This window comes from Streptomyces sp. NPDC005805, from assembly GCF_040630445.1.
Taxonomy (GTDB): Bacteria; Actinomycetota; Actinomycetes; order Streptomycetales; family Streptomycetaceae; genus Streptomyces.
Window position 1 is genome coordinate 122,002 of sequence record NZ_JBEXXN010000008.1, and the last position, 20,686, is coordinate 142,687.

Annotated in this window: 19 protein-coding genes and 1 pseudogene; 14 read left to right on the forward strand and 6 right to left on the reverse strand. The window is 72.5% G+C overall.

Annotated elements, in window-relative coordinates:
- Positions 1 to 66: 66 nt before the first annotated feature.
- Positions 67 to 927: a helix-turn-helix transcriptional regulator gene (locus ABZ457_RS07400; RefSeq protein WP_359154896.1), complete on the forward strand. Its 861-nt coding sequence runs from the start codon at positions 67 to 69 to the stop codon at positions 925 to 927.
- On the forward strand, positions 928 to 1,164 hold the full coding sequence (locus ABZ457_RS07405) for a DUF397 domain-containing protein (protein WP_026277755.1): 237 nt from the start codon (positions 928 to 930) through the stop codon (positions 1,162 to 1,164).
- Positions 1,165 to 1,434: 270 nt separating this feature from the next.
- On the opposite strand, the gene ABZ457_RS07410 is transcribed toward ABZ457_RS07405, so the two are convergent.
- On the reverse strand, positions 1,435 to 2,781 hold the full coding sequence (locus ABZ457_RS07410) for a 6-phospho-beta-glucosidase (protein WP_359154898.1): 1,347 nt from the start codon (positions 2,779 to 2,781) through the stop codon (positions 1,435 to 1,437).
- Positions 2,782 to 2,848: 67 nt separating this feature from the next.
- Between ABZ457_RS07410 and ABZ457_RS07415 the strand changes: the two genes are divergently transcribed.
- A complete protein-coding gene (locus ABZ457_RS07415) occupies positions 2,849 to 3,283 on the forward strand; it encodes a YchJ family protein (RefSeq protein WP_359154901.1) in 435 nt (144 codons plus the stop codon).
- A 113-nt stretch (positions 3,284 to 3,396) separates the two neighbouring features.
- Here ABZ457_RS07415 and ABZ457_RS07420 read toward each other — a convergent pair whose 3' ends face one another.
- Positions 3,397 to 3,654, reverse strand: a complete 258-nt coding sequence (locus tag ABZ457_RS07420; RefSeq protein ID WP_018848401.1) for a hypothetical protein — start codon at positions 3,652 to 3,654, stop codon at positions 3,397 to 3,399.
- A 287-nt stretch (positions 3,655 to 3,941) separates the two neighbouring features.
- Positions 3,942 to 5,012, reverse strand: coding sequence for an ATP-dependent DNA ligase (locus ABZ457_RS07425; RefSeq protein WP_359154903.1), 1,071 nt, complete (start codon positions 5,010 to 5,012; stop codon positions 3,942 to 3,944).
- 51 nt (positions 5,013 to 5,063) lie between these two features.
- Between ABZ457_RS07425 and ligD the strand changes: the two genes are divergently transcribed.
- Positions 5,064 to 6,092 (forward strand): non-homologous end-joining DNA ligase, encoded by a 1,029-nt coding sequence (gene ligD, locus ABZ457_RS07430; protein WP_359154905.1) that lies wholly within the window; start codon positions 5,064 to 5,066, stop codon positions 6,090 to 6,092.
- A gap of 109 nt (positions 6,093 to 6,201) precedes the next feature.
- On the opposite strand, the gene ABZ457_RS07435 is transcribed toward ligD, so the two are convergent.
- Positions 6,202 to 8,358, reverse strand: a complete 2,157-nt coding sequence (locus ABZ457_RS07435) for a family 16 glycoside hydrolase (protein WP_359154935.1) — start codon at positions 8,356 to 8,358, stop codon at positions 6,202 to 6,204.
- A gap of 110 nt (positions 8,359 to 8,468) precedes the next feature.
- Entirely contained in the window at positions 8,469 to 10,976 is a 2,508-nt protein-coding gene (locus tag ABZ457_RS07440; RefSeq protein WP_359154907.1) for a ThuA domain-containing protein, read from the reverse strand.
- Between the two features lie 237 nt (positions 10,977 to 11,213).
- Between ABZ457_RS07440 and ABZ457_RS07445 the strand changes: the two genes are divergently transcribed.
- Positions 11,214 to 12,263: a multicopper oxidase domain-containing protein gene (locus tag ABZ457_RS07445; protein WP_359154909.1), complete on the forward strand. Its 1,050-nt coding sequence runs from the start codon at positions 11,214 to 11,216 to the stop codon at positions 12,261 to 12,263.
- 468 nt (positions 12,264 to 12,731) lie between these two features.
- On the opposite strand, the gene ABZ457_RS07450 is transcribed toward ABZ457_RS07445, so the two are convergent.
- On the reverse strand, positions 12,732 to 12,974 hold the full coding sequence (locus tag ABZ457_RS07450) for a hypothetical protein (RefSeq protein WP_359154911.1): 243 nt from the start codon (positions 12,972 to 12,974) through the stop codon (positions 12,732 to 12,734).
- 197 nt (positions 12,975 to 13,171) lie between these two features.
- On the opposite strand from ABZ457_RS07450, the gene ABZ457_RS07455 reads away from it, so the two are divergent.
- From ABZ457_RS07455 to ABZ457_RS07495, 9 genes and pseudogenes are all read left to right on the forward strand, one after another.
- Complete coding sequence (locus tag ABZ457_RS07455; RefSeq protein WP_359154913.1) at positions 13,172 to 13,831, forward strand: class I SAM-dependent methyltransferase; 660 nt, start codon at positions 13,172 to 13,174, stop codon at positions 13,829 to 13,831.
- A gap of 120 nt (positions 13,832 to 13,951) precedes the next feature.
- A complete protein-coding gene (locus tag ABZ457_RS07460) occupies positions 13,952 to 14,545 on the forward strand; it encodes a hypothetical protein (protein WP_359154915.1) in 594 nt (197 codons plus the stop codon).
- A gap of 256 nt (positions 14,546 to 14,801) precedes the next feature.
- A complete protein-coding gene (locus ABZ457_RS07465; protein ID WP_359154917.1) occupies positions 14,802 to 15,026 on the forward strand; it encodes a hypothetical protein in 225 nt (74 codons plus the stop codon).
- A gap of 30 nt (positions 15,027 to 15,056) precedes the next feature.
- Positions 15,057 to 15,563, forward strand: coding sequence for a hypothetical protein (locus ABZ457_RS07470; RefSeq protein WP_359154919.1), 507 nt, complete (start codon positions 15,057 to 15,059; stop codon positions 15,561 to 15,563).
- Between the two features lie 133 nt (positions 15,564 to 15,696).
- Positions 15,697 to 17,322 (forward strand): alpha/beta hydrolase, encoded by a 1,626-nt coding sequence (locus ABZ457_RS07475; protein WP_359154921.1) that lies wholly within the window; start codon positions 15,697 to 15,699, stop codon positions 17,320 to 17,322.
- A gap of 183 nt (positions 17,323 to 17,505) precedes the next feature.
- Positions 17,506 to 17,913, forward strand: a complete 408-nt coding sequence (locus ABZ457_RS07480; protein ID WP_359154922.1) for a YciI family protein — start codon at positions 17,506 to 17,508, stop codon at positions 17,911 to 17,913.
- A gap of 56 nt (positions 17,914 to 17,969) precedes the next feature.
- On the forward strand, positions 17,970 to 19,229 hold the full coding sequence (locus ABZ457_RS07485) for a DUF6596 domain-containing protein (RefSeq protein WP_359154937.1): 1,260 nt from the start codon (positions 17,970 to 17,972) through the stop codon (positions 19,227 to 19,229).
- A gap of 71 nt (positions 19,230 to 19,300) precedes the next feature.
- Positions 19,301 to 20,137: a hypothetical protein gene (locus ABZ457_RS07490; RefSeq protein WP_359154923.1), complete on the forward strand. Its 837-nt coding sequence runs from the start codon at positions 19,301 to 19,303 to the stop codon at positions 20,135 to 20,137.
- Positions 20,138 to 20,350: 213 nt separating this feature from the next.
- Positions 20,351 to 20,578, forward strand: a pseudogene (locus ABZ457_RS07495) (WhiB family transcriptional regulator); the annotation flags it as partial.
- Between the last annotated feature and the right edge of the window lie 108 nt (positions 20,579 to 20,686).

The window sequence follows — 20,686 nt, forward strand, 5'->3', positions numbered from 1 at the left end:
GGCATATTCATCGTTGCACGGCCGTGGCACACTGCTCGCAACAGAGCGCGTGTGGGGAGGAATCCAGTGAGCGAACCCCGGTCCGCCCCCACGGTGGGTCAGGTGGTCCTCGGGCGTCGCCTTCAGGACCTGCGTGAACGCGCGGGCATGAAGCGCGAGGAGGCGGCGAGGATCCTGCGGGTCGCACCCGGCACCATCCGCAGGATGGAGACGGCCGAGGTCGCGCTCAAGATCCCCTACGTCCAACTGCTCCTCGGTGCCTACGGCATCGCGGAGGACGAGGCCCGCGGCTTCGTGGAGCTGGCCGAGGAGGCCAACAAGCCCGGCTGGTGGCAGCGCTTCCACGACGTGCTGCCCGGCTGGTTCAGCATGTACGTCAGTCTGGAGGGGGCCGCCAGCCTCATCCGTGCGTATGAACCCCAGTTCGTCCCCGGTCTGCTCCAGACCGAGGACTACGCGCGGGCGATCATGTACGGCGGGGCCATCGGGCACACCGACCCGGACGACGTGGAGCGGCATGTCGCCCTGCGGATGGAGCGCCAGGCCCTCCTCACCCGCCCCGACGCCCCCAGACTCTGGGTGATCATGGACGAGACCGTCCTGCGCCGCCCGGTGGGCGGTCCCGGGGTGATGCGGGCCCAGGCCGAGCGGCTGCTCGACAGCATGCGGCTGCCCCATGTCACCCTCCAGATCGCGGAGTTCGCCAGCGGGCACCACCCGGGCACCTACGGCCCGTTCGTGCTGTTCCGGTTCTCGGTCCCCGAACTCCCGGACATGGTCTACAGCGAGTACCTGACCGGCGCCGTCTATCTGGACGCGCGCCCCGAGGTCGCCACGCACCTGGAGGTGATGGACCGCATGGCCGCGCAGGCCGCGACGGCCCAACGGACGAAGGAGATCCTTGACGATCTCCGCAAGGAGGGGTGAATGACCCATATATACAACGGAATGCCCGCCGCGGAGCTGGGCGAGGACGGCTGGCACAAACCCTGGAGCGGTGGGAACGGCGGCAACTGCGTCGAGACCATGAAGCTCGCCGACGGGCGCGTGGCCGTCAGGCAGTCCGCCGATCCGGACGGGCCGGCGCTCATCTACACCCACCACGAGATCGCCGCGTTCATCCAGGGCGCGAAGTCCGGCAAGGCGGACTTCCTGGTGAGCTGAGCTGCTGCCGCGGGGGCAGCAGAATCACGGAGCACGCCACCACCGGCCCCTGGGGCGGCATACGGACGTCCGCCATGCCCTGGGGTGCCTGGGCACGGCCGCGTCACGCATGTGACAGGTGTGGTCACAGGAACCGCTGTGGCCGGTGCTCAGTGTACGCGCACGATCAACGCATAGTAAAGCGGAGGGCGTTGGCGCTCTCCGCCCCGGTGGCGGTGGTCCGTTCCGTGAACGGGCCACCGCCACCCGCACGTTCGGCCGGGCGCGCGCTCAGCGGCCCGTCAGATACGCCAGCCCCGGATGCGCCGCCCGGTAGGCGTCCACCAGCCGCCGGGCGACGGCGACCGAGTCCACCAGCGGATGCAGGGCGAACGCCTTCACCGCCGCGGAGAGCGAACCGCCGTCCGCCGCCTCCAGGACCGCGCGCTCCACCGCCTTCACCGCCGTCACCAGCCCCGCCGCGTGGTCCGGCAGCGGGTCCGCGGCGAGCGGGCGCGCGCCGTTCGCGTCGACCAGGCACGGCAGCTCGACCACCGCGTCCGCGTCCAGGCCGGGGAGGGCACCCCGGTTGCGGACGTCCAGGATCAGCGTGGCGCGCTCGTCCCGGGCCACCGCGCGCATCAGGGCGAGGGCGACCTTCTCGTAGCCGCCGGACTCCAGGTCCTCCCCGGCCCGCTCACCGGCACCGGCGGCCGCCCGGTTGGCGGCCATATAGGTGGCCTCGCGTTCGGCCAGGGTGCCCCGCCAGGCGTCCAGCGCACCGGGCCCGGGGCGCAGCGCACGGGTGTAGAAGCCGGCCTGCTGGTCGAGGAGGAAGCCGCCGCGGGTACGGTCGGCCGCCCGGTACGCGGCCACCGTCTCCCGGTTGAAGTAGTAGTAGTGCAGATACTCGTTGGGGATCGCGCCCAGGGTGCGCAGCCACTCCGCGCCGAAGAGCCGGCCCTCCTCGAAGGACTCCAGCGCGACCGGGTCCGCGAGCAGCCCCGGCAGAAGGTCCCGCCCGTCCGCGTGGACCGCGCGCACCCAGCCGAGGTGGTTCAGCCCCGCGTAGTCGACCCGGGCCGTGGCCGGGTCGGCGCCCGCCGCCCGGGCCACCCGCCGCGCCAGCCCGACGGGGGAGTCGCAGATGCCGATCACCCGGTCGCCCAGCACCCGGCTCATCGCCTCGGTCACCAGCCCGGCCGGGTTGGTGAAGTTGATGACCCAGGCGTCCGGGGCCAGTTCCGCGACCGTGCGGGCGATCTCCATGGCGACCGGCACCGTCCGCAGCCCGTACGCGATCCCGCCCGCACCGACCGTCTCCTGCCCGAGGACGCCCTCCGCCAGCGCGATCCGCTCGTCGGCCGCCCGCCCCGCCAGCCCGCCCACCCGGATCGCGGAGAACACGAAGTCCGCGCCGCGCACCGCCTCCGCCAGGTCCCGGCCCGCCGTCACCCGCGGGGCGCCGGGCCGCCCGGCGGCCTGCTCGGCCAGCACCCGGGTCACCGCGGTCAGCCGGTCCGCGTCCACGTCGTGCAGGGCCACCTCGGTGATCCGGCCCTCGGCCCGGTCCGCCGGCAGCGCCCCGTACACCAGGGGGACCCGGAAACCGCCGCCGCCGAGAATCGTGAGCTTCATGCCCGCCACCGTACGTCCCGCCACCGTACGTGGTGATCGCGCGCGCCCGGCGCGGGAAGATGGACCCATGGCACCACGCATCAGACGCCCCGGGCGCACCGAGCCCCCCGCCCTCACCGCCGAGTCGCCCTGCCCCTGCGGTCTCTCCACCCCCTACGGAGAGTGCTGCGGGCGCTTCCACGCGGGCGGGCTGACCGCGCCCACCGCCGAGCTGCTGATGCGCTCCCGCTACAGCGCCTTCGTGGCCCAGGACGCCGGCTATCTGCTGCGCACCTGGCACTCCTCGACCCGGCCCCGCCATCTCGATCTGGACGAGGGCATGCGCTGGACGGGCCTGGAGATCACCGACACGGCCGACGGCAGCGCCTTCCACACCCATGGCACGGTCACCTTCCGGGCCCGCTACCGGCACCACGGCAAACGCGGTGAGCTGCACGAACGCAGCGAGTTCGGCCGGGAGAACGGTGCGTGGGTGTACGTGGACGGCACCTTCGTCGACTGAGCCGGCCCACCGGGCGGGCGAAGGCAGGCGAAGGCAGGCGAAGGCAGGCGAAGAGGCCGCCCCCCGATGCGGGGACGGCCTCCCCTACCGCTGCTGAACGGGCTGCCGCCGGTTCACCAGCCCCGGCCGGGGCGCACGGTCAGCCCCGGGTTCCAGGCGGCGAGCACCTTGTTCGCGCGGGCCAGCGCGGAGAGCGCGTACTCGCGGTCGGCCCGGTCCTCGGTGCACAGCGGCCCCCGGAACCGGCCGACCTCGCGTGCCGCGCACTCGGCCTCGATCTCGGCGTTCAGGACGTGCGGGGGCATGCAGGAGCCGATGAGCACGGCGACCCGGTCGGGAATGGGGACCGGGACGAGATCGGAGGCGGTCACTCTGTAGTCCTTCTCTGCTTTCTGCGGCGGGGACCGTCGGTCGGTCGGCCCCCTCCCTCCAGGACTACCGGACGGCCTGCCGGGGTTCCGTGGCGGGAGTGTGTTCTGCGCGGCCCCCGTCACCGGCGGCACCGCCGACACACTTTATGCGAACGCCACCGGCGCACCCCAATCGATCGTGGTCCCGCGCGGAGTGACCCCGGTCACCGGCGTCCCGCCTCCGCGCCCACGCTGCCTCCGCGCACGAACGTCCTTGTGCCCCGGGGGAGTTGCCGCCCCGGCCCCGCTCACCGCTCCGGCGGCGCCAGCACCTCGTCCAGGTCGTACCCGACCGGCTCCTCCAGCTGCGCGTAGGTGCAGCTCGCCGGCTCGCGGTCCGGACGCCAGCGGCGGAACTGCGCGGTGTGCCGGAACCGGTCCCCCTCCATATGGTCGTACGCCACCTCCAGCACCCGATCCGGCCGCAGCGGCACCCACGACAGGTCCTTCTTGCCCGACCAGCGGCTCGGCGCCCCCGGCATCCGGGAGGACTCGTGCGCCGCCTCCTCCGCCCAGCGCCCCCACGGGTGCGCGGACACGTCCTCCAGACGCAGCGGCTCCAGCTCCCCGATCAGTTCCTCCCGCCGCCGCATCGGGAACGCGGCGCACACCCCGACGTGCTGGAGGACCCCCGAGTCGTCGTACAGCCCCAGCAGCAGCGAACCGAGGACCGGGCCGCTCTTGTGGTAGCGGTACCCGGCGACCACCGCATCCGCCGTCCGCTCGTGCTTGATCTTGTACATCAGCCGGGCGTCCGGCCGGTACGGCAGATCCAGCGGCTTCGCCACGATCCCGTCCAGCCCCGCCCCCTCGTAGCGGTCGAACCACTCCCCGGCCAGCGCCGCGTCCTCGGTGGCCGGCGCGAGGTACAGGGGCGGCCGGGCGTCCGCCAGGACCTGTGTCAGACGCTGCCGCCGGGCCCGCTGCGGCACGTCGAGCAGGGACTCGTCACCGAGGGCCAGCACATCGAAGGCGACGAAGGACGCCGGGGTGCGCTCGGCCAGCATCCGGACCCGGGAGTCGGCGGGGTGGATGCGCTCGGTCAGCCGGTCGAAGTCCAGCCGCCCCTCGTGCGCGATCACGATCTCCCCGTCCAGCACGCAGCGCTTGGGCAACTGCTCCCTCACCAGCTCCACCAGCTCGGGAAAGTACCTGGTCAGCGGCTTCCCGGTACGCGAGCCGAGGACGACCTCGTCCCCGTCCCGGTGCACGATCGCACGGAAGCCGTCCCATTTGGCCTCGTACTGCATCCCGGGCGGGATCTCCTTCACGGACTTCGCCAGCATCGGCTTCACCGGGGGCATCACGGGCAGATCCATGCGCCGATTGTCCGGTATGCGACCCGGCTCGGCGCGGCCTACGCTGCGGGCATGGCCAAAGCCGACGCCGTGGAACTCGAAGTGGGGGAGCGGACCGTCCGGGTGTCCAACCCCGACAAGGTCTACTTCCCGGAGCCGGGCTACACCAAGCTGGACATGGTCCGCTACTACCTCGCCGTCGGCGACGGCATCACCCGGGCCCTGCGCGACCGGCCGACGACCCTGGAGCGCTACCCCGACGGGGTGACCGGCGAGTCCTTCTTCCAGAAGAGGGTCCCGAAGTACCTCCCCGACTGGATTCCCACCGCGCACATCACCTTCCCCTCCGGCCGCTCGGCCGACGAGATGTGCCCGGTCGAGCCCGCCGCCGTGATCTGGGCCGCCAACCTCGGCGCGGTCACCTTCCACCCCTGGCCGGTCCGCCGTGAGGACACCGACCACCCCGACGAACTGCGGCTCGACCTCGACCCGCAGCCCGGCACCGACTACACCGACGCGGTGCGCGCCGCCCACGTCCTGCGCGAGGTCCTCGGCGAGGCGGGCCTGCGCGGCTGGCCCAAGACCTCCGGCGGACGCGGACTGCATGTCTTCGTCCCCATCGAGCCGAAGTGGACCTTCACCCAGGTCCGCCGCGCGGCCATCGCCTGCGGCCGGCAGCTGGAGCGCCGGATGCCGGACCGGGTCACCATCAAGTGGTGGAAGGAGGAGCGCGGCGAGCGGATCTTCCTTGACTACAACCAGACCGCCCGCGACCGCACCATCGCCTCCGCCTACTCCGTCCGCCCCCGCGCGCACGCGCCCGTCTCCGCCCCGCTGCGCTGGGAGGAGGTCGACGACGCCCGGCCGCGGGACTTCGACATCCGGACCATGCCCGAGCGCTACGCCGAGGCCGGCGACGTCCACGCGGACATGGACGACCACCGCTTCAGCCTGGAGTCCCTGCTGGAGCTGGCCCGCAAGGACGAGGCGGACCACGGGCTGGGCGACCTGCCCTATCCGCCGGAGTACCCGAAGATGCCCGGGGAGCCGAAACGGGTCCAGCCCAGCCGGGCGCGGAAGACGGACGACGAGAAGGCATAGCGGCGGGTCCCTCCCGGACGGCATTGCGGCGGGTCCCGCCCGAACGACGGCGGCCCGTCCCCCTGTCAGGAGGGGGACGGGCCGCCGCGCCGTGCCGGGGGAGCGGGGCTCAGAGCTCCTTCACCCGGATGTTGCGGTACGAGATCACATCGGTGGTCCCGTGGACCTGGAGGCCGATGTAGCCGGAGGCGTAGCGCCGGCCGTCGGTGCCCGGGTCGTCGGACCGGGGCGGCTGGAAGACCTGGCCGCCCGTGTTGTCGAACTCGTTGATCAGCTTGCCGTTGCGGAAGACCGAGTAGTGCTGGCCCTCCACCCGGATCTCGTAGTCGTTCCAGGTGCCCTTGGGGGTCACCCCGGCACCCGCGAGACCGACCCGGTCGAAGCCGTAGAGGGAGCCCGTCTTGTACATGTCGCCGTCCGGCCGGTCGAGGATCTGCACCTCATGGCCGTACTTGATGGCGACCCACTCCGGACGGGACTCCTCCGGGTTGTCGTGGACATACGGGAAGCGCACGAAGACACCGCCGTTGGCGTTGCCGGCGCCCGGGGCGTCGTCCCGCCACTGGAGCTTCAGCGAGAAGTTCCCGTAGCGCTGCTGCGGGAACCACAGCATGCCCATGCCCGGCACGGTGGTGCTGCTGGTCATCGCGCCGTCGGCGCCCAGCCCGAACTGTCCGCCGCCCACGTGCTGCCACTGGGAGAAGGTCTTCTGGGTGCCGTCGAACAGGTCGCGGTAGCCCTCGGTCCGGCCCGATTTGCCGATGCCCGACTGCTTGGCCGCGCGGTAGATCTTCTTGTGCTCCCGGTTGTCGATCACGCCGTCCGCGAGCAGCCCGTCGAGCACCGAGTCGACGTGCTTGAGGAAGAGCGCGTGCGACGACCACGCCTTCTCGTCCTCGATCAGCTCGTTGACCGTGCAGCGGCGGTTGGTCATCCGGTTGGGGACGCCGGTGTCGACCTCGCCGACGATCACCGTCGTCCGCTCGTCGAACTCCGGGCAGTTGGGCGCGGGCACCCCGCCGCCCTCGGCCACGGTGAACGAGGTCCTCTTCGCCTCGGAGGTGTTGCCGGCCTTGTCCGTGGCCCGGTACAGCACCGTGTGGTAGCCGACCCGGTCCACGATCACCGGGGTGGTGTACGCGAGGTAGGGGCCGCTGTCGAGGGAGTACTCGATCTTCTCGACGCCCGACTCGGCGTCGGTGGCCGAGACGGTCACCGTGGCGCTGGTGACATAGGCGCCGTCGGAGTTCCTGGCTCCGGCGACCGAGACGCCGGTGACCGGGGCCGTCTTGTCCTCGGCCGGCGGTTCCACGATCTCGAACTCGGCCTTCTTCTCGGCCGCCGCGTTGCCCGCCTTGTCGGTGGCCTTGTAGCGGACGGAGTGCGCGCCGGTCTCGTGCACCATCACGGGCGCGGTGTACTCCTGCCAGGCGCCGTCCCCGATCGCGTACTGGATGGTGTTGACGCCCGAGCCGGTGTCCGACGCGGTCACCGTGACGGTGGCCATGCCCAGGTAGCGGCCCTGCTCGTCCTGTTCGCCGGTCACGGTCGCCGAGGTCTCCGGCGGGGTGGTGTCGTCCGTCGGCGGCGGGGCCACCACGAAGTCGGCCTTCTTCTCGGCGGAGGTGTTGCCCGCCTTGTCGGTCGCCCGGTACCGCAGGCTGTGCGTGCCGACCCGGTCGACCACCACCGGGGCGGTGTAGGGCTGCCACTCCCCGTCCGCGCCGAGGGCGTACTCGATCTTCTCGACGCCGGAGCCGCCCTCGTCGGTGGCGCCGACCGTCACGGTCGCCTGGCCGATGTACGCGCCGTCGGCGTTCTGGTCGCCGTCCACCTTCGCGGTCGTCTCGGGCGCGGTGGTGTCGTCACCGCCGCCGCCCTCGGTGACCGTCAGGATGCCCTGCATCGGGCCGTGGCCGGGGATCGTGCACTTGAAGAGGTAGCGGCCCGGGGTGAGCGTGACCTCGGCGGTGTGCTTGCCGCCGCCCGCGTCGCTCGGGTTCGCCAGGATGTTCAGCTGGACGTCGTTGTTGTACTCCGGGTCGGAGGTGTCGAAGGTCAGCGTGTGCGGCATGCCGGTGGTGTTGCCGGTGGCCGTGCTGTTCTCGAAGACGATGGTGGTCGTGCCGGCCGTCGCGGTGGTCGGGAAGGTGAGGTACCGGTCGATCGGGTCGCCGGCCGTCCAGGTCAGCACCTGGGCGGCCGCCGCCGGCCGGTCGTCGTCCGTCTTCCCGTACGCGGTGGCCGAGGTCAGGCCGACCACCATCGCCACCGCGGCGAGCAGGGCCGTCCACAGACTCGCCGCCCTGCCTCCCGGGCGCGCCGCCGCGCGTCTCGGGCCCGCCGCGGGCCGGGTGCCCGTCGTGTGCCGTGGGGTCACTGTGCCGCCTTCCTCGCGAGCTGGTCGGCGGCCGGGGTCGCCCCGCCGCCCTTGTAGGTCACCCGCCAGAGCGCGGAGTCCTTGTCGGAGGTGAAGAAGCCGCGCCCGTAGTCCAGGACGTAGAGCGAGCCGTCGGGCGCGAACTTCCAGTCCATGAGGTTGCGGATACCGCCCTGCCCGACCGGGACGATCTTCTTCAGGGACTCGGCGTGCACCGGCAGCCCGCCCTTGCCCACCGTCCTGGGGTCGGTCAGCACCGCGTGGCGCGGCTGGTCCCCGTCGTAGAAGTCGCCGACGAACCACTTGCCGTCCCAGTACGCCGGCCACTTGACCGCCGACTCGCTCGCCGCGTCGTAGCGGTAGACCGGGCCGTTCATGGTCGCCTGGCCGCCGCCCTTGAGCCACGGCAGCAGCAGCTTCTGCTCCTCCTGCTTGTAGCTCGGCACACCGTTCGCGTCACGCGGGTAGTCCACGCCGCCGCCCTGGGGCGAGTACCAGATGGTGTTGCCGGTCACCGGCGGCAGGGTGACCAGGCCGTCGTTGTTCGGCGACTCGTTCTTCGGCGCGTCGCAGTTGTACCAGCCCAGTGGCTTGCTCGGATCCGGCAGGTTCCGGTCCCGGTAGGGCTGCTTGTTGCCCATGCAGTACGGCCAGCCGTGGTTGCCCGCCTTGGTGATGGCGGCGAAGGTGTCGTACTTGGCCGGGCCCCAGGTGGTGGACGGCGCGCCGGCGTCCGGGCCGACCCAGCCCGCGTAGAGGATGTCGGTCTTCTGGTCGACGAAGATGCGCGCCGGGTTGCGCACGCCCATCACATAGATCTCGCCGCGCGTCCTGCCGCCGCCCTCCGCGGTCTCGTCCCCGGTGAAGAGGTTGCCCTCGGGCAGGGTGTAGGTGCCGTCGTCCTCGGGGTGGATGCGCAGGATCTTGCCGTTGAGGTTGTTGGTGTTGCCGGAGGTGCGGCGGGCGTCCGCGAAGGAGACGCCCTTGAAGTTCGGCTCCGGGTTGTTGCCCGAGTAACCGCTGCTGAATCCTGAGGAGTTGGTGTCACCGGTGGCGATGTAGAGGTTCCCCTCGGAGTCCCAGGACATCCCGCCGCCCGCGTGGCAGCAGCTGTGGATCTGCACCGGCCATCTGAGCAGCACCTTCTCGCTCGCCAGGTCCAGCTTGTTGGTGGCGAGATCGAGGGTGAACCGGGAGACTCGGCGTTCGCCCAGGTGCGCGTCGCGGTCGATCTCGGAGTGCGGGGTGTAGTGCAGATACACCCAGCCGTTGGTCATGAAGTCCGGGTCCAGCTCGATGCCGAGCAGGCCCTCCTCGTTCTTGACGAGTTCGTCGCCGCCGCCCTTGTTGCCGAAGACGGTCAGCGCGCCGGCCTTGGTGACCTGCTTGGTCTCCGGGTCGTAGACATGGACCTCGCCGTTCCCCTTGCCGATCGCCGGGTTGTTCCAGTCGGTGACCACGGGGACGCCGGCGTCGGCGCCGCCGCGCCCGATGTAGAGGATGCGGCCGTCGGGCGCCGCGACCAGGCCGTGCGGTTCGCCGATCTGGTCGTTCTGCCCGGGCTGGTTGGCCTTGGTGACGCGCTCCGCCGTGTAGTTGGCGTCGATGGTCGCCTTGCAGTCGGCCCGGGAGATCCGGGAGGTCCAGGCGAGGGCGCCGCGCAGATGGTCGCGGAAGTCGGCCTCGTCGAAGCTGTCGACCGTGCCGCCCATCGCCGTGTAGAAGGACCGGCCGCCGTCGTAGTCCCGGCACCAGGAGACCGGGTGGTCCCAGCCGTTGGGCTTGTCGGCCGGCCTGTAGGACGCCTCGCGCACCCGGGCGACGGTGTGCACCGAACCGGACGGGTTCTTCTCCCAGTTGAACCACTTGTCCGGCCGCTTCCACTCCAGCGGCAGGGACTTGGTGGCCGGATGCGTCCGGTCGCCGACCTCGACCACCGCGCGCTGCACGGAACTCGGCGCGCCGGTCGGACGGGCGCCGACCAGACCGGTGAACCAGTCCGAGTACGGTTCGGTCCGGGCCGCGTCGTGGATGCCGAGGAAGCCGCCGCCGGCCTCCATGTACGCCTCCAGACCGGCCTCCTGCTCCGGGTCCAGGACATCCCCGCCGCCGGTCAGGAAGACGACCGCGTTGTAGCGGCCGAGCTTCTTGCCGTTGGTGAAGACAGCCGGGTCGTCGGTCGCCTCGGTCCGGAAGCGTTCGGCCTGCGGGCCGCTCAGGCCGATGCTCTCGATGACCGCGATCCCCGCGTTCACGATCGGGGACTCGGCGGTCGCCGAACCGTGGAAGACCAGCACCCGGACGTTGGAGCCGCCCGGCGGCGACGGGAGAGACAACGTTGTCGCCATCTCCTGTGCCGTGGGCCGGTCCGGCGGCGGATCAGGGAACGGACGTGCCGAGGCGGGGTTTCCGCCCAGCAGGGACACGGTCAGGGCCCCGACGCCGAGTGCCGTGGCGGCGAGGCCCGTTCTCGCTCTGGACCGGTGATGTGGTGCGCGCTGCATGTGGTCACCCACCCCTCTGTGGTCACACCTGTCAGCTCTGTGGTCACAACTCAGCTCTGTGGTCACAACGACAGCCGTTGAAGCTAGACCTCTTTTCCCGCTTCGCCAAGAGTTTCGACCGGAAGAGAACCAACTTTGTCCTGAGCGTGGATAAACGGCCGGGTGGCGGCTACCGTGTGGGCCGTCCCGGGGGCCGTGGCGCCCCGTCAGTCTCCGCTACCGACTGGAGAGTTCGGCATGGACAGACGCAGCTTCAACCGGCGGTTGCTCGCGGGCGGAGCGGTGGCCGCGACCGGCGTGACATCGTTGTCTCTCTCGGCCTCCAGTGCGGCCCCGGCCGCAGCGGCGGCGGCACCGAGGACCGCCCCGGCGGGCGGCCAGGTGCGGCATCTGAAAATGTACGCGGAGAAGATGCCGGACGGTCAGATGGGATACGGCCTGGAAAAGGGGAAACCGGCCATCCCCGGTCCGCTGATCGAACTCAACGAGGGCGACACGATCCACATCGAGTTCGAGAACCTGATGGACGTGCCCGTCAGCCTCCACCCGCACGGGGTGGACTACGACATCAGCAACGACGGCACGAAGATGAGCCGCAGCCATGTCGAACCGGGCGCCACCCGCACGTACACCTGGCGCACCCACGCCCCCGGCCGCCGCGCCGACGGCACCTGGCGGCCCGGCAGCGCGGGCTACTGGCACTACCACGACCATGTGGTGGGCACCGACCACGGCACCGGCGGCATCCGCAAGGGGCTGTACGGTCCGATGGTGGTCAGGAGGAAGGGTGACATCCTGCCGGACAAGCAGTTCACCATCGTCTTCAACGACATGCTGATCAACAACCGCCCGGCCGCCGACCCGCCCGACTTCGAGGCCACGGTGGGCGATCGCGTCGAGATCATCATGATCACGCACGGCGAGTACTACCACACCTTCCATATGCACGGTCACCGCTGGGCCGACAACCGGACCGGTCTGCTCTCCGGGCCGGACGACGTCTCCCGCGTCATCGACAACAAGATCACCGGCCCGGCCGACTCCTTCGGCTTCCAGATCATCGCGGGCGAGCACGTGGGGGCGGGGGCGTGGATGTACCACTGCCACGTCCAGAGCCACTCCGACATGGGGATGGCGGGGCTCTTCCTGGTCGCCAAACCGGACGGCACGGTGCCGGGGCACGACGGCGGGGGGCACCACGGGGCGGCGAAGCCGTCGTCGAAGCCGCCGTCGTCGAAGGCGTCCTCGAAGCCGTCCTCCGGGGGCGGGGAGCACGCGGACCACTAGCGTCCGGGCGGGGGCGGGGGCGGGGCCGACTCGGCCGGTCAGGGCGTTGTCCGAGCCCCGCCGTACGCTTCGAGCGCGAGACGCCGGGAGCCGCTTGACCGGTCCTCAGACCGTCTCGTGGTCCACCCGCGGGTGCCCGCAGACGCGGATGAGCGCACCCGCGCCGAGGTCCCCGCGAAGTCCTGGTACTGGCTGAAGCAGAAGTCGGAGTCGCCACGGAATCCCGGACATCCACACGTCCGGAGGGGAGGGCCGGGCGACTGCACCGCGGCGCAGAACTCCAGGGACACCCGGGACGCGACACCCGGGTCGATTCCGGACCGGGCGAGCACCTCGGCCGCCTCGTCCCGCGCCCGGCCGACCAGCCGGGCCGCCTCTCTCAGCGCCTGCACACGCTCGTCGTCGAGGCCGTCGGGCAGATGGGACATCGTGACTCCTGTCGATCGGTACGGGCCTTTTGGTGACGGGTCATTGCTCGTCGACGCGCTCGCACACAACGAATCCGGGTTCGATTTCCGAGCATTCGAAGACGGGCTGGGAAAACCCCACCGTCAAGGTTTCCCCCGATGCCTCTCCGTGCCCGGCGGGGTGGTACGCGAGTGAGAAGTGCTGGGCGGCACGGGGGTACTTCTCGAGTAGACCGCGCCACTCGGCGATCAGTCCGCCGAATTCCTCGGGGACGGCTTCGCTGATCGTGCCCTGATCCGCCATGACTGCCTCCTTGGCCCCGCGCCACCGCACGGCGCCGTCCGTCCCCCTTTTTGCTTACGCGCCGCAGTCTCGCGCGACGAACGCGTATCGCGGCGGCGCCACGCGGACGGACCTCGGCGGCTCGCACGCCGAGGGATCCCGCGGGATCGAGCGGCCCGCGTCCTGGCGGTCCGGATGCCGCAACTAAAGTCGCCCGCATGCCTGATCTCTCCCACCTCGCGGCCGTCCGGGAGTCCTACGACACGGTCGCGTCCGACTATGTCGCCCAGGTCAAGTCACCGGCGGAGCTGGACCCGCTGTCACGGGGGATGCTGGACGTGTTCGCCGAAGTGGTGCGCACGGCGGGCCTCGGGCCCGTCGCCGATCTGGGGTGCGGGCCCGGAAAGGTCACGGCCTACCTCGCCGAGCGGGAGGTTCCCGCGTTCGGCATCGACCTGTCGCCCGCCATGGTCGAGCTGGCCCGCCGCGCCTACCCGGATCTGCGGTTCGACGTCGGCTCGATGACCTCGCTCCCGATCGGGGACGACAGCCTCGGCGGCGTCCTCGCGTACTACTCCACGCACCACACCCCACCGCCGCTGCTGCCGCTGGTATTCGGCGAGTTCCACCGCACGCTCGCGCCCGGCGGCACCGTGATGCTGGCCGGTCATGTGGGAGCCGGTCAGCACCTGCGTCCCACGCGGGCGTACGGCGGCCGTCCGGTGTCCTACGAGTCCTACCTGCTGCCGCCCGACCGGATCGCCGAACTCCTGAAGCAGGCCGGGCTCGTCCTCGGGGCGCGGTTGGTGGAGGAGCCCGCCGAGGGGGCCGAGCGGACGTTCGCCACCTTTCTGGCTCGCAAGCCCGAGCGACCCTGAGCTCCGAATCGCTCCGACCAACCCAACAATCGCGTCAGTTGGGCCCATAACCTCCCGCCCGCGCCCGGTGCGGTGCCAGCATGGCGGTGCACACGGGCGACGCGACGAGGAGTGGCCGGCATGGGGTGGACGGTGGAGGAGTTCGGGGACGCGCACGCCGGGTACGCGGGCGCGGTGCTGGCGGACGGCAGTGAGCCGAAGCCGGTGTACTTCGACATCGGGAGCGGGGCGTCGATGCCGTCGACGCTGGAGTGGTGGGCGTACAGCGGCCAGTACGGGCGGCCGACCGCGGTCGGCTTCCGCGGGGCGTGCTCCTGCGGCTGGCGCGGCCCGGCCCACCCCATCGACTGGCCCGCCCTGAACGCCGCCGGCGTGGACCTGATGGACGCCGACACGGACGCCGCGTCCGACGACTGGGACGGCCACATCGAGGCGGTCGAGCGGCAGACGGTGCCGCTGCCCGACGACGTGAGCGACCTGATCGACCGGCTCCGCTCCCGTCTGGACACCCTGGCCGACGACCACCCGGCCGCCGCCCTGCGCGCGGCCGCCGCGCTCGAGCGCCTGGCCGCCGACACGGGCCGCGCCGCCGCCTTCGGCATCGACGTCGACCCCGATGCCGACGCCGACTGGGCCGAGGACCTGGCCCGCGACCTCGGTACCACCCCCTCCCAGGCCCGCTCCCGGCTCCGCCGCTACGCCCTCGGCCTCTGAGCCGCGCGTCCGCGCCGCGCGGAGGGCCGTCGCCGCATGACCGCCCCCGCGATCCGGGAGGCGGCCTGCGCCGCGGCCGTCGGCGTCCTGCCCACGCCGTGCGTGCCGATCAGCCATCCGATCACGGGTCCCACGCCCACGCGCTCGCCCCGCGGTCTGCCGCTCAACAGCCCCTGGAACTGCCGCCGGTGGCCGCGGCGGCGCCCTACGGTCGCCGTACGCCCCATTCCCGCAGGCCAATCCAGGAGGTTTCGTCATGACGTACTCGGGTCGATCCGCTGCCGGCGGTGCCGCGGCGGCCGCCGCCGCTGCCGCGCTGCTCCTCGGCGGAGCGGGTACCGCGTCCGCGTCCGCGCAGCCGGCGTCGTCCAAGCCGCAGCAGATCAGCTCGGCGCAGTTGCAGGCGCACCTCAACCAGGCCGTCGCGCAGGAGCGCCTGGCCGCCGCCTGTCTTCCGGCCTGTGCCGGCCAGATCGTCTAGCGACCGCAGCGGACCGATGAGGAGGTAGCGATGAGCACCGCGGACCGTTCCGAGACGAGCAGCACCTGGTGCCCGAGCGGCAGGCCCGACGCCCCGGAGTCGGTGGTGCTGGGTGTCCGCTCCGGGCAGGACGGGGAGGTCGTGTACCTCGCCGACCCCGTGCCGGCCCGGGACGTCCTCCCGGTCGTCCCGAAGGACGTCGAGCCGACCCGGGTGCTGCGCTTCGCGTCGCACTGCGTCAGCAACTGTCTGCACCGCCGGGGCAATGACTGCACCCTGGTGGAGCGGGTGGCGCTCACGCCGGCGGACGAGAAGCGGAACGTGCCGCGGTGCCATCTGCGCGCCCACTGCAAGTGGTGGGCGCAGATCGGGGTCGACGGCTGCCGCCGGTGCCCGGCCGTGGCCACCACCGTCGTCGAGGGCGACGACCTGGGCGCGCTGGTCGCCGACCCCGCGACCACCCGGGAGCAACTGGACGCGTGGATCGCCCGGACCGAGCCGACCGCGCCCCGCGCGGCGGCCGCCGGACCGGGGTGACGTAGCCGGACCGCTGCCGAAGCCCCCCTACCCCGGCTGCCCGCCCCCGGAGGCGCCGGCCGGGGCACGGGCCTAGCGTCGGGGTCCCGGCCGGTGGACGCCGCCGGAAGGTCCCGCCCCGGGAGGACTGGTCGTGCGTGCGCGGAGGTTCACAGGAGGCCGGCGGCGACTGGTCGCGACCGCCGTCGCCGCCGTACTGGCCGCGTCGGCCGTTCCGCCCGCCGTCGCGGCCCCGCCGTCGGGCGGGGAGACCGCCCCGGCGGCGGCGATCGACTGGCGGCCCTGCCCCCTGGACGCGGCGTACGACTGCGCGCGGGTGCCGGTCCCGCTCGACCACACACGCCCCGGGGGCCGGACCATCGAGCTGGCCCTCGTCCGGCGCCCGGCCGCCGGCAGCGGACAGCGCCTGGGCACGCTCTTCTTCAACCCCGGCGGGCCCGGCGGCCCGGGAACCGTGCAGCTGCCCCTCTGGTACGACCGCTTTCCCGCCGAGGTGCGGAAGAGGTTCGACATCATCAGCTGGGACCCCCGCGGAGTGGGGAGCAGCACCGCCGTCAACTGCTTCGGCGACGCGGAGGGGATCGCCGCGTGGGCGGCGGGCGTTCCGGTCGGGTTCCCGGTGGGCGCCGCCGAGCAGCGGGCATGGGTCGCCGGATACGCCGAGATGGGCCGCCGGTGCCAGCAGCGCGACGCCGGGCTGCTGCCCCGGATGTCGACCGCGGACACCGCCCGGGACCTCGACCGCCTCCGTGCGATGGTCGGCGACGAGCAGGTCAACTACCTGGGCATCTCCTACGGGACGTTCCTCGGCGCCACCTACGCCAACCTCTTCCCGCACCGGGTGCGCCGGATGATCCTGGACGGGAACGTCGACCCCCGGGCGTACACGAACGACGGGAATCGGCGCGACGCGGAGCACTCGACGTTCATCCGTATCGGCAGCGACCTCGGAGCCGCCGCCACCCTGCGGCAGTTCCTCACCCTGTGCGGTTCGGCCACGCCCGCCGGCTGCGCGTTCTCCGCGGGGTCGCCGCGGGCGACGCGGGACAGGTTCGACCTGCTGATGCGGCGGCTGCGGCAGGCCCCCGTCGGCTCGTGGACGTATCCCCGGGTCATCGAGGCGATGAGCACCAACCTCCTCTACGAGACCGGGCAGTGGCCCGCGATGGCCGGTCTGCTCCAGAGCCTCTGGCAGGGCCGGGCCCCCGCGCAGCAGGCCGCCCCCGCGCCCGAACTCCCCACCCCGCTGCCCTATCTCGGCCCGGAGCAGCCCTTCGCGGTCCTCTGCGCCGAGAGCCCCAACCCGTCCGACACCTCGGCCTATCCGCGCGAGGAGGCGTTCTCCGTCGCCCGCTCGGGCGATGTGGGGCACTACTGGGGCTGGAGCGGCGAGCCCTGCGCGACCTGGCCGGCCCGCGCGGCCCACCCGTACACCGGGCCCTGGAACACACCGACCGCCCACCCGGTCCTGGTGGTGAACAACACCTACGACCCGGCGACGCCCTACCGCAGTGGTGTCGCCATGGCCCGGGAGCTGGCCGACGCCCGGCTGCTGACCCTCAACGGGTACGGGCACACCGCCCTGAACAACCCCAGTTCCTGTGTGCACCGCTACGAGACCGCCTATCTGATCGACGGCACCCTGCCGCCGGCCGGCGCCACCTGTGAACAGGACGCACCCCCGTTCGCCGGCGCCAAGCCGCGCGGGGGCGTCGACGCGGGCGGCGGCGGGACGGCCCCTCGCCGGACACCCGCCTGAGCCTTGCCGGGCCCGCCCGGTGCCCGGCGGACACCCGCCCGGAGCCGCCCGAGCCCCGGCGGACACCCGCCCGGCACCGGGTGGAAGAAAATCTTGAGCGGGGATGTCGAGAAGCCGCGTCCGGCTCCGTCCCCGGGGTGAACGCGACCACAATGGGCCGCACGCTCACCGAGGAGAACCGTCATGGCCAAGTACCTGCTGCTGAAGCACTACCGCGGCGCCCCGGCCCCCGCCAACGACGTACCGATGGACCAGTGGAGCCCGGAGGAGATCTCGGCCCATGTGCAGTACATGAACGACTTCGCCGCCCGGCTGGAGACGACCGGCGAGTACGTCGACGGCCAGGCGCTCGCCCCCGAGGGGGCGTGGGTCCGCTACGACGGCGAGGGGCGCCCGCCGGTCACCGACGGGCCGTTCGCCGAGACCAAGGACCTCATCGCGGGCTGGATGGTGATCGACGTCGACAGCTACGAGCGCGCCCTCGAACTCGCCGCGGAACTGTCGGCCGCCCCCGGGGCGGGCGGGAAGCCGATCCACGAGTGGCTGGAGGTGCGGCCGTTCCTGGCCGCGCACCCCACCGTCACGGAGTGACCCCCGCGTACGACCCCGACGACCGTCACGGAGTGACCTCGCACATGTCCCCGACGCTGGACGAGGCCCTGCTCAGGCGCCTCACACCGAGCGTGATCACCGTCCTCGTCCGCCGCGGAGCCGACTTCGCGGCGGCCGAGGACGCCGTGCAGGACGCGCTCGTCGAGGCGCTCCGCGTCCGGCCGGCCGACCCGTCGCCGGGCTCGGCCGACCCGTCCTTGGGCTTGGGCTCGGCCGACTCGTCCCCGGGCTCGGGCTCGGGCGATCCGTCCCCGGGTTCCCGGCCCGGCCCGGCCGGGGGAGAGCCCATCCGGGACGCCAAGGGGTGGCTGATCACCGTGGCCTGGCGCAAGTTCCTCGACGCGGCCCGTGCGGACACCGCACGCCGCCGGCGTGAGGACCGCGTCGAGGAGGAACCGAGGCCCGGGCCCGCGCCCGCCGTGGACGACACCCTCCAGCTCTACTTCCTGTGCGCCCACCCGTCGCTGACCCCGGCCTCGGCGGTGGCGCTCACCCTGCGTGCCGTCGGCGGGCTCACCACCCGCCAGATCGCCGAGGCGTATCTGGTGCCCGAGCCGACCATGGCGCAGCGCATCAGCCGGGCCAAGCGGACCGTCTCCGGTGTGCGGTTCGACCGGCCCGGTGACGTCTCCACCGTGCTGCGCGTCCTCTACCTGGTCTTCAACGAGGGCTACTCCGGCGATGTCGACCTCGCCGCCGAGGCCATCCGGCTCACCCGGCAGCTCGCGGCCGCCGTCGACCACCCCGAGGTCGCGGGGCTGCTCGCGCTGATGCTGCTCCACCACGCCCGGCGCCCGGCCCGGACCGCGCCCGACGGCAGTCTGGTGCCGCTCGCCGAGCAGGACCGGAGCCGGTGGGACACCGGGGCGATCGCCGAGGGCATCGGCATCCTGCAAGGGGCTCTCGCCCGCGACCGGCTCGGTGAGTTCCAGGCCCAGGCCGCCATCGCGGCACTCCACGCGGACGCGCCCACCGCCGAGGAGACCGACTGGGTGCAGATCGTCGAGTGGTACGACGAGCTGGCGGGTCTGACGGACAGCCCGGTCGTCCGGCTCAACCGGGCGGTCGCCGTAGGGGAGGCCGACGGGCCGCGCGCCGGCCTGGCGGCCCTCGCGGAACTCGACCCCGCCCTGCCCCGCCGCGACGCGGTCGCCGCCCACCTCCACGAGCGCGACGGCGACCTGGCGACGGCGGCCCGGCTGTACGCGGAGGCGGCCCGCAAGGCGACCAACCTCGCCGAACGCGACCACCTGACCCGCCGGGCGGCCCGTCTCAACGCCCGCCGGTCTCCCTGACGGGGGCGGGGCGCTCGCGGCGTCCCGCGCGGCGGATAGGTTGGGCGTCGCCCGAGCCGAGGAGAGACCCGATGGCCGACCGCCGCAGCATCCTGTACGTGACCGACCTGGCCTACCCGGCCCGGGGGCGGCGCTACGGCGACGAGGACATCTTCCTGACCTCCCGTCTGCGCGCGGACTTCGACCTGGCCCTCTGCCACCCGCTGGACGCCGCCGCGCTGATGGACGCGTTCGACGGCGTCGTGGTCCGCAACAGCGGGCCGGTCCTGCACTACCAGCGGGAGTACGACGCCTTCCGGGAGCGGGCCGCGGCACGCGGCACCCGGGTCTACAACCCGCTGACCGGCCGGGGCGACATGGGCGGCAAGCAGTACCTGCTGGACCTGACCGCGGCCGGCTACCCCGTCATCCCCACCGCCGGCCGGCCCGAGGACCTGGAACTACTGCCCACCGCCGGCCAGTACGCGGTCAAGCCGCGAGCGGGCGCGGACTCCATCGGCCTGACCTTCGTGCCCCCGGACCGGCTGACCGACCTCACCTACGGCGACATCCTGGTCCAGCCGCGGATCGACTTCCGCTACGAGGTGTCTTTCTACTACGTCGACGACGCCTTCCAGTACGCCCTCCACGCCCCCGACCCCGAGCGCCGCTGGGTCCTCGAACCCTACGACCCCACCCCGGCCGACCTGGCCTTCGCCGCCCGCTTCATCGACTGGAACACCCTCGACCACGGCATCCAGCGCGTGGACGCCTGCCGCACGGAGGCCGGCGACCTGCTCCTCGTCGAACTGGAGGACCTCAACCCCTACCTCTCCCTGGACCGGATCCCCCAGCCGACCCGCGACGCGTTCGTGGCCGCGATGACGGCATCCCTCCACGGGTTCCTGGACGCGGGTCCTCGCCGCTGAGGGGCGCTACCGGGGCCCGGCCTCGGATCTCGTGTCCGGGGACCGTCGCTGTCAGGCTGGTCCCCGGGGTTCTCGTCGGCGACACGCCGGAGGACGCAACGGTGTGCGCCCCGGGGCCGTGGGCGGGAGACTCGGGGCCGAGGGGTGAGCCGGGGGCGGCTTGTTGACGTCGCGTTGATCGGCTGTTTATCGGGTCGGGGCAGGCTCGGGTGCATGCCCATCGACACCATCTTCGAAGCGGACCTGGCCTGGCAGGAGAACGCGCTGTGCGCGCAGGCCGGGCCGGAGTTCTTCTTTCCGGCGCCCGGGTCCTCCACGCGTGAGGCCAAGCAGTTGTGCGGGGCGTGCGAGGGGCGGGCGGCCTGCCTGGAGTACGCGCTCGCCAACGACGAGAGATTCGGCGTGTGGGGCGGCCTGTCGGAGAAGGAACGCCTGCGGCTGCTCCGGGGTCGGGGCCACCGTGCGCCTGGAGAGCGCGGCCGGGACGCGTACCCTCCCGGCGACCGCCTTCCACCGGCTGCCGGGCGACCGGCCGGAGGCGGACACCGA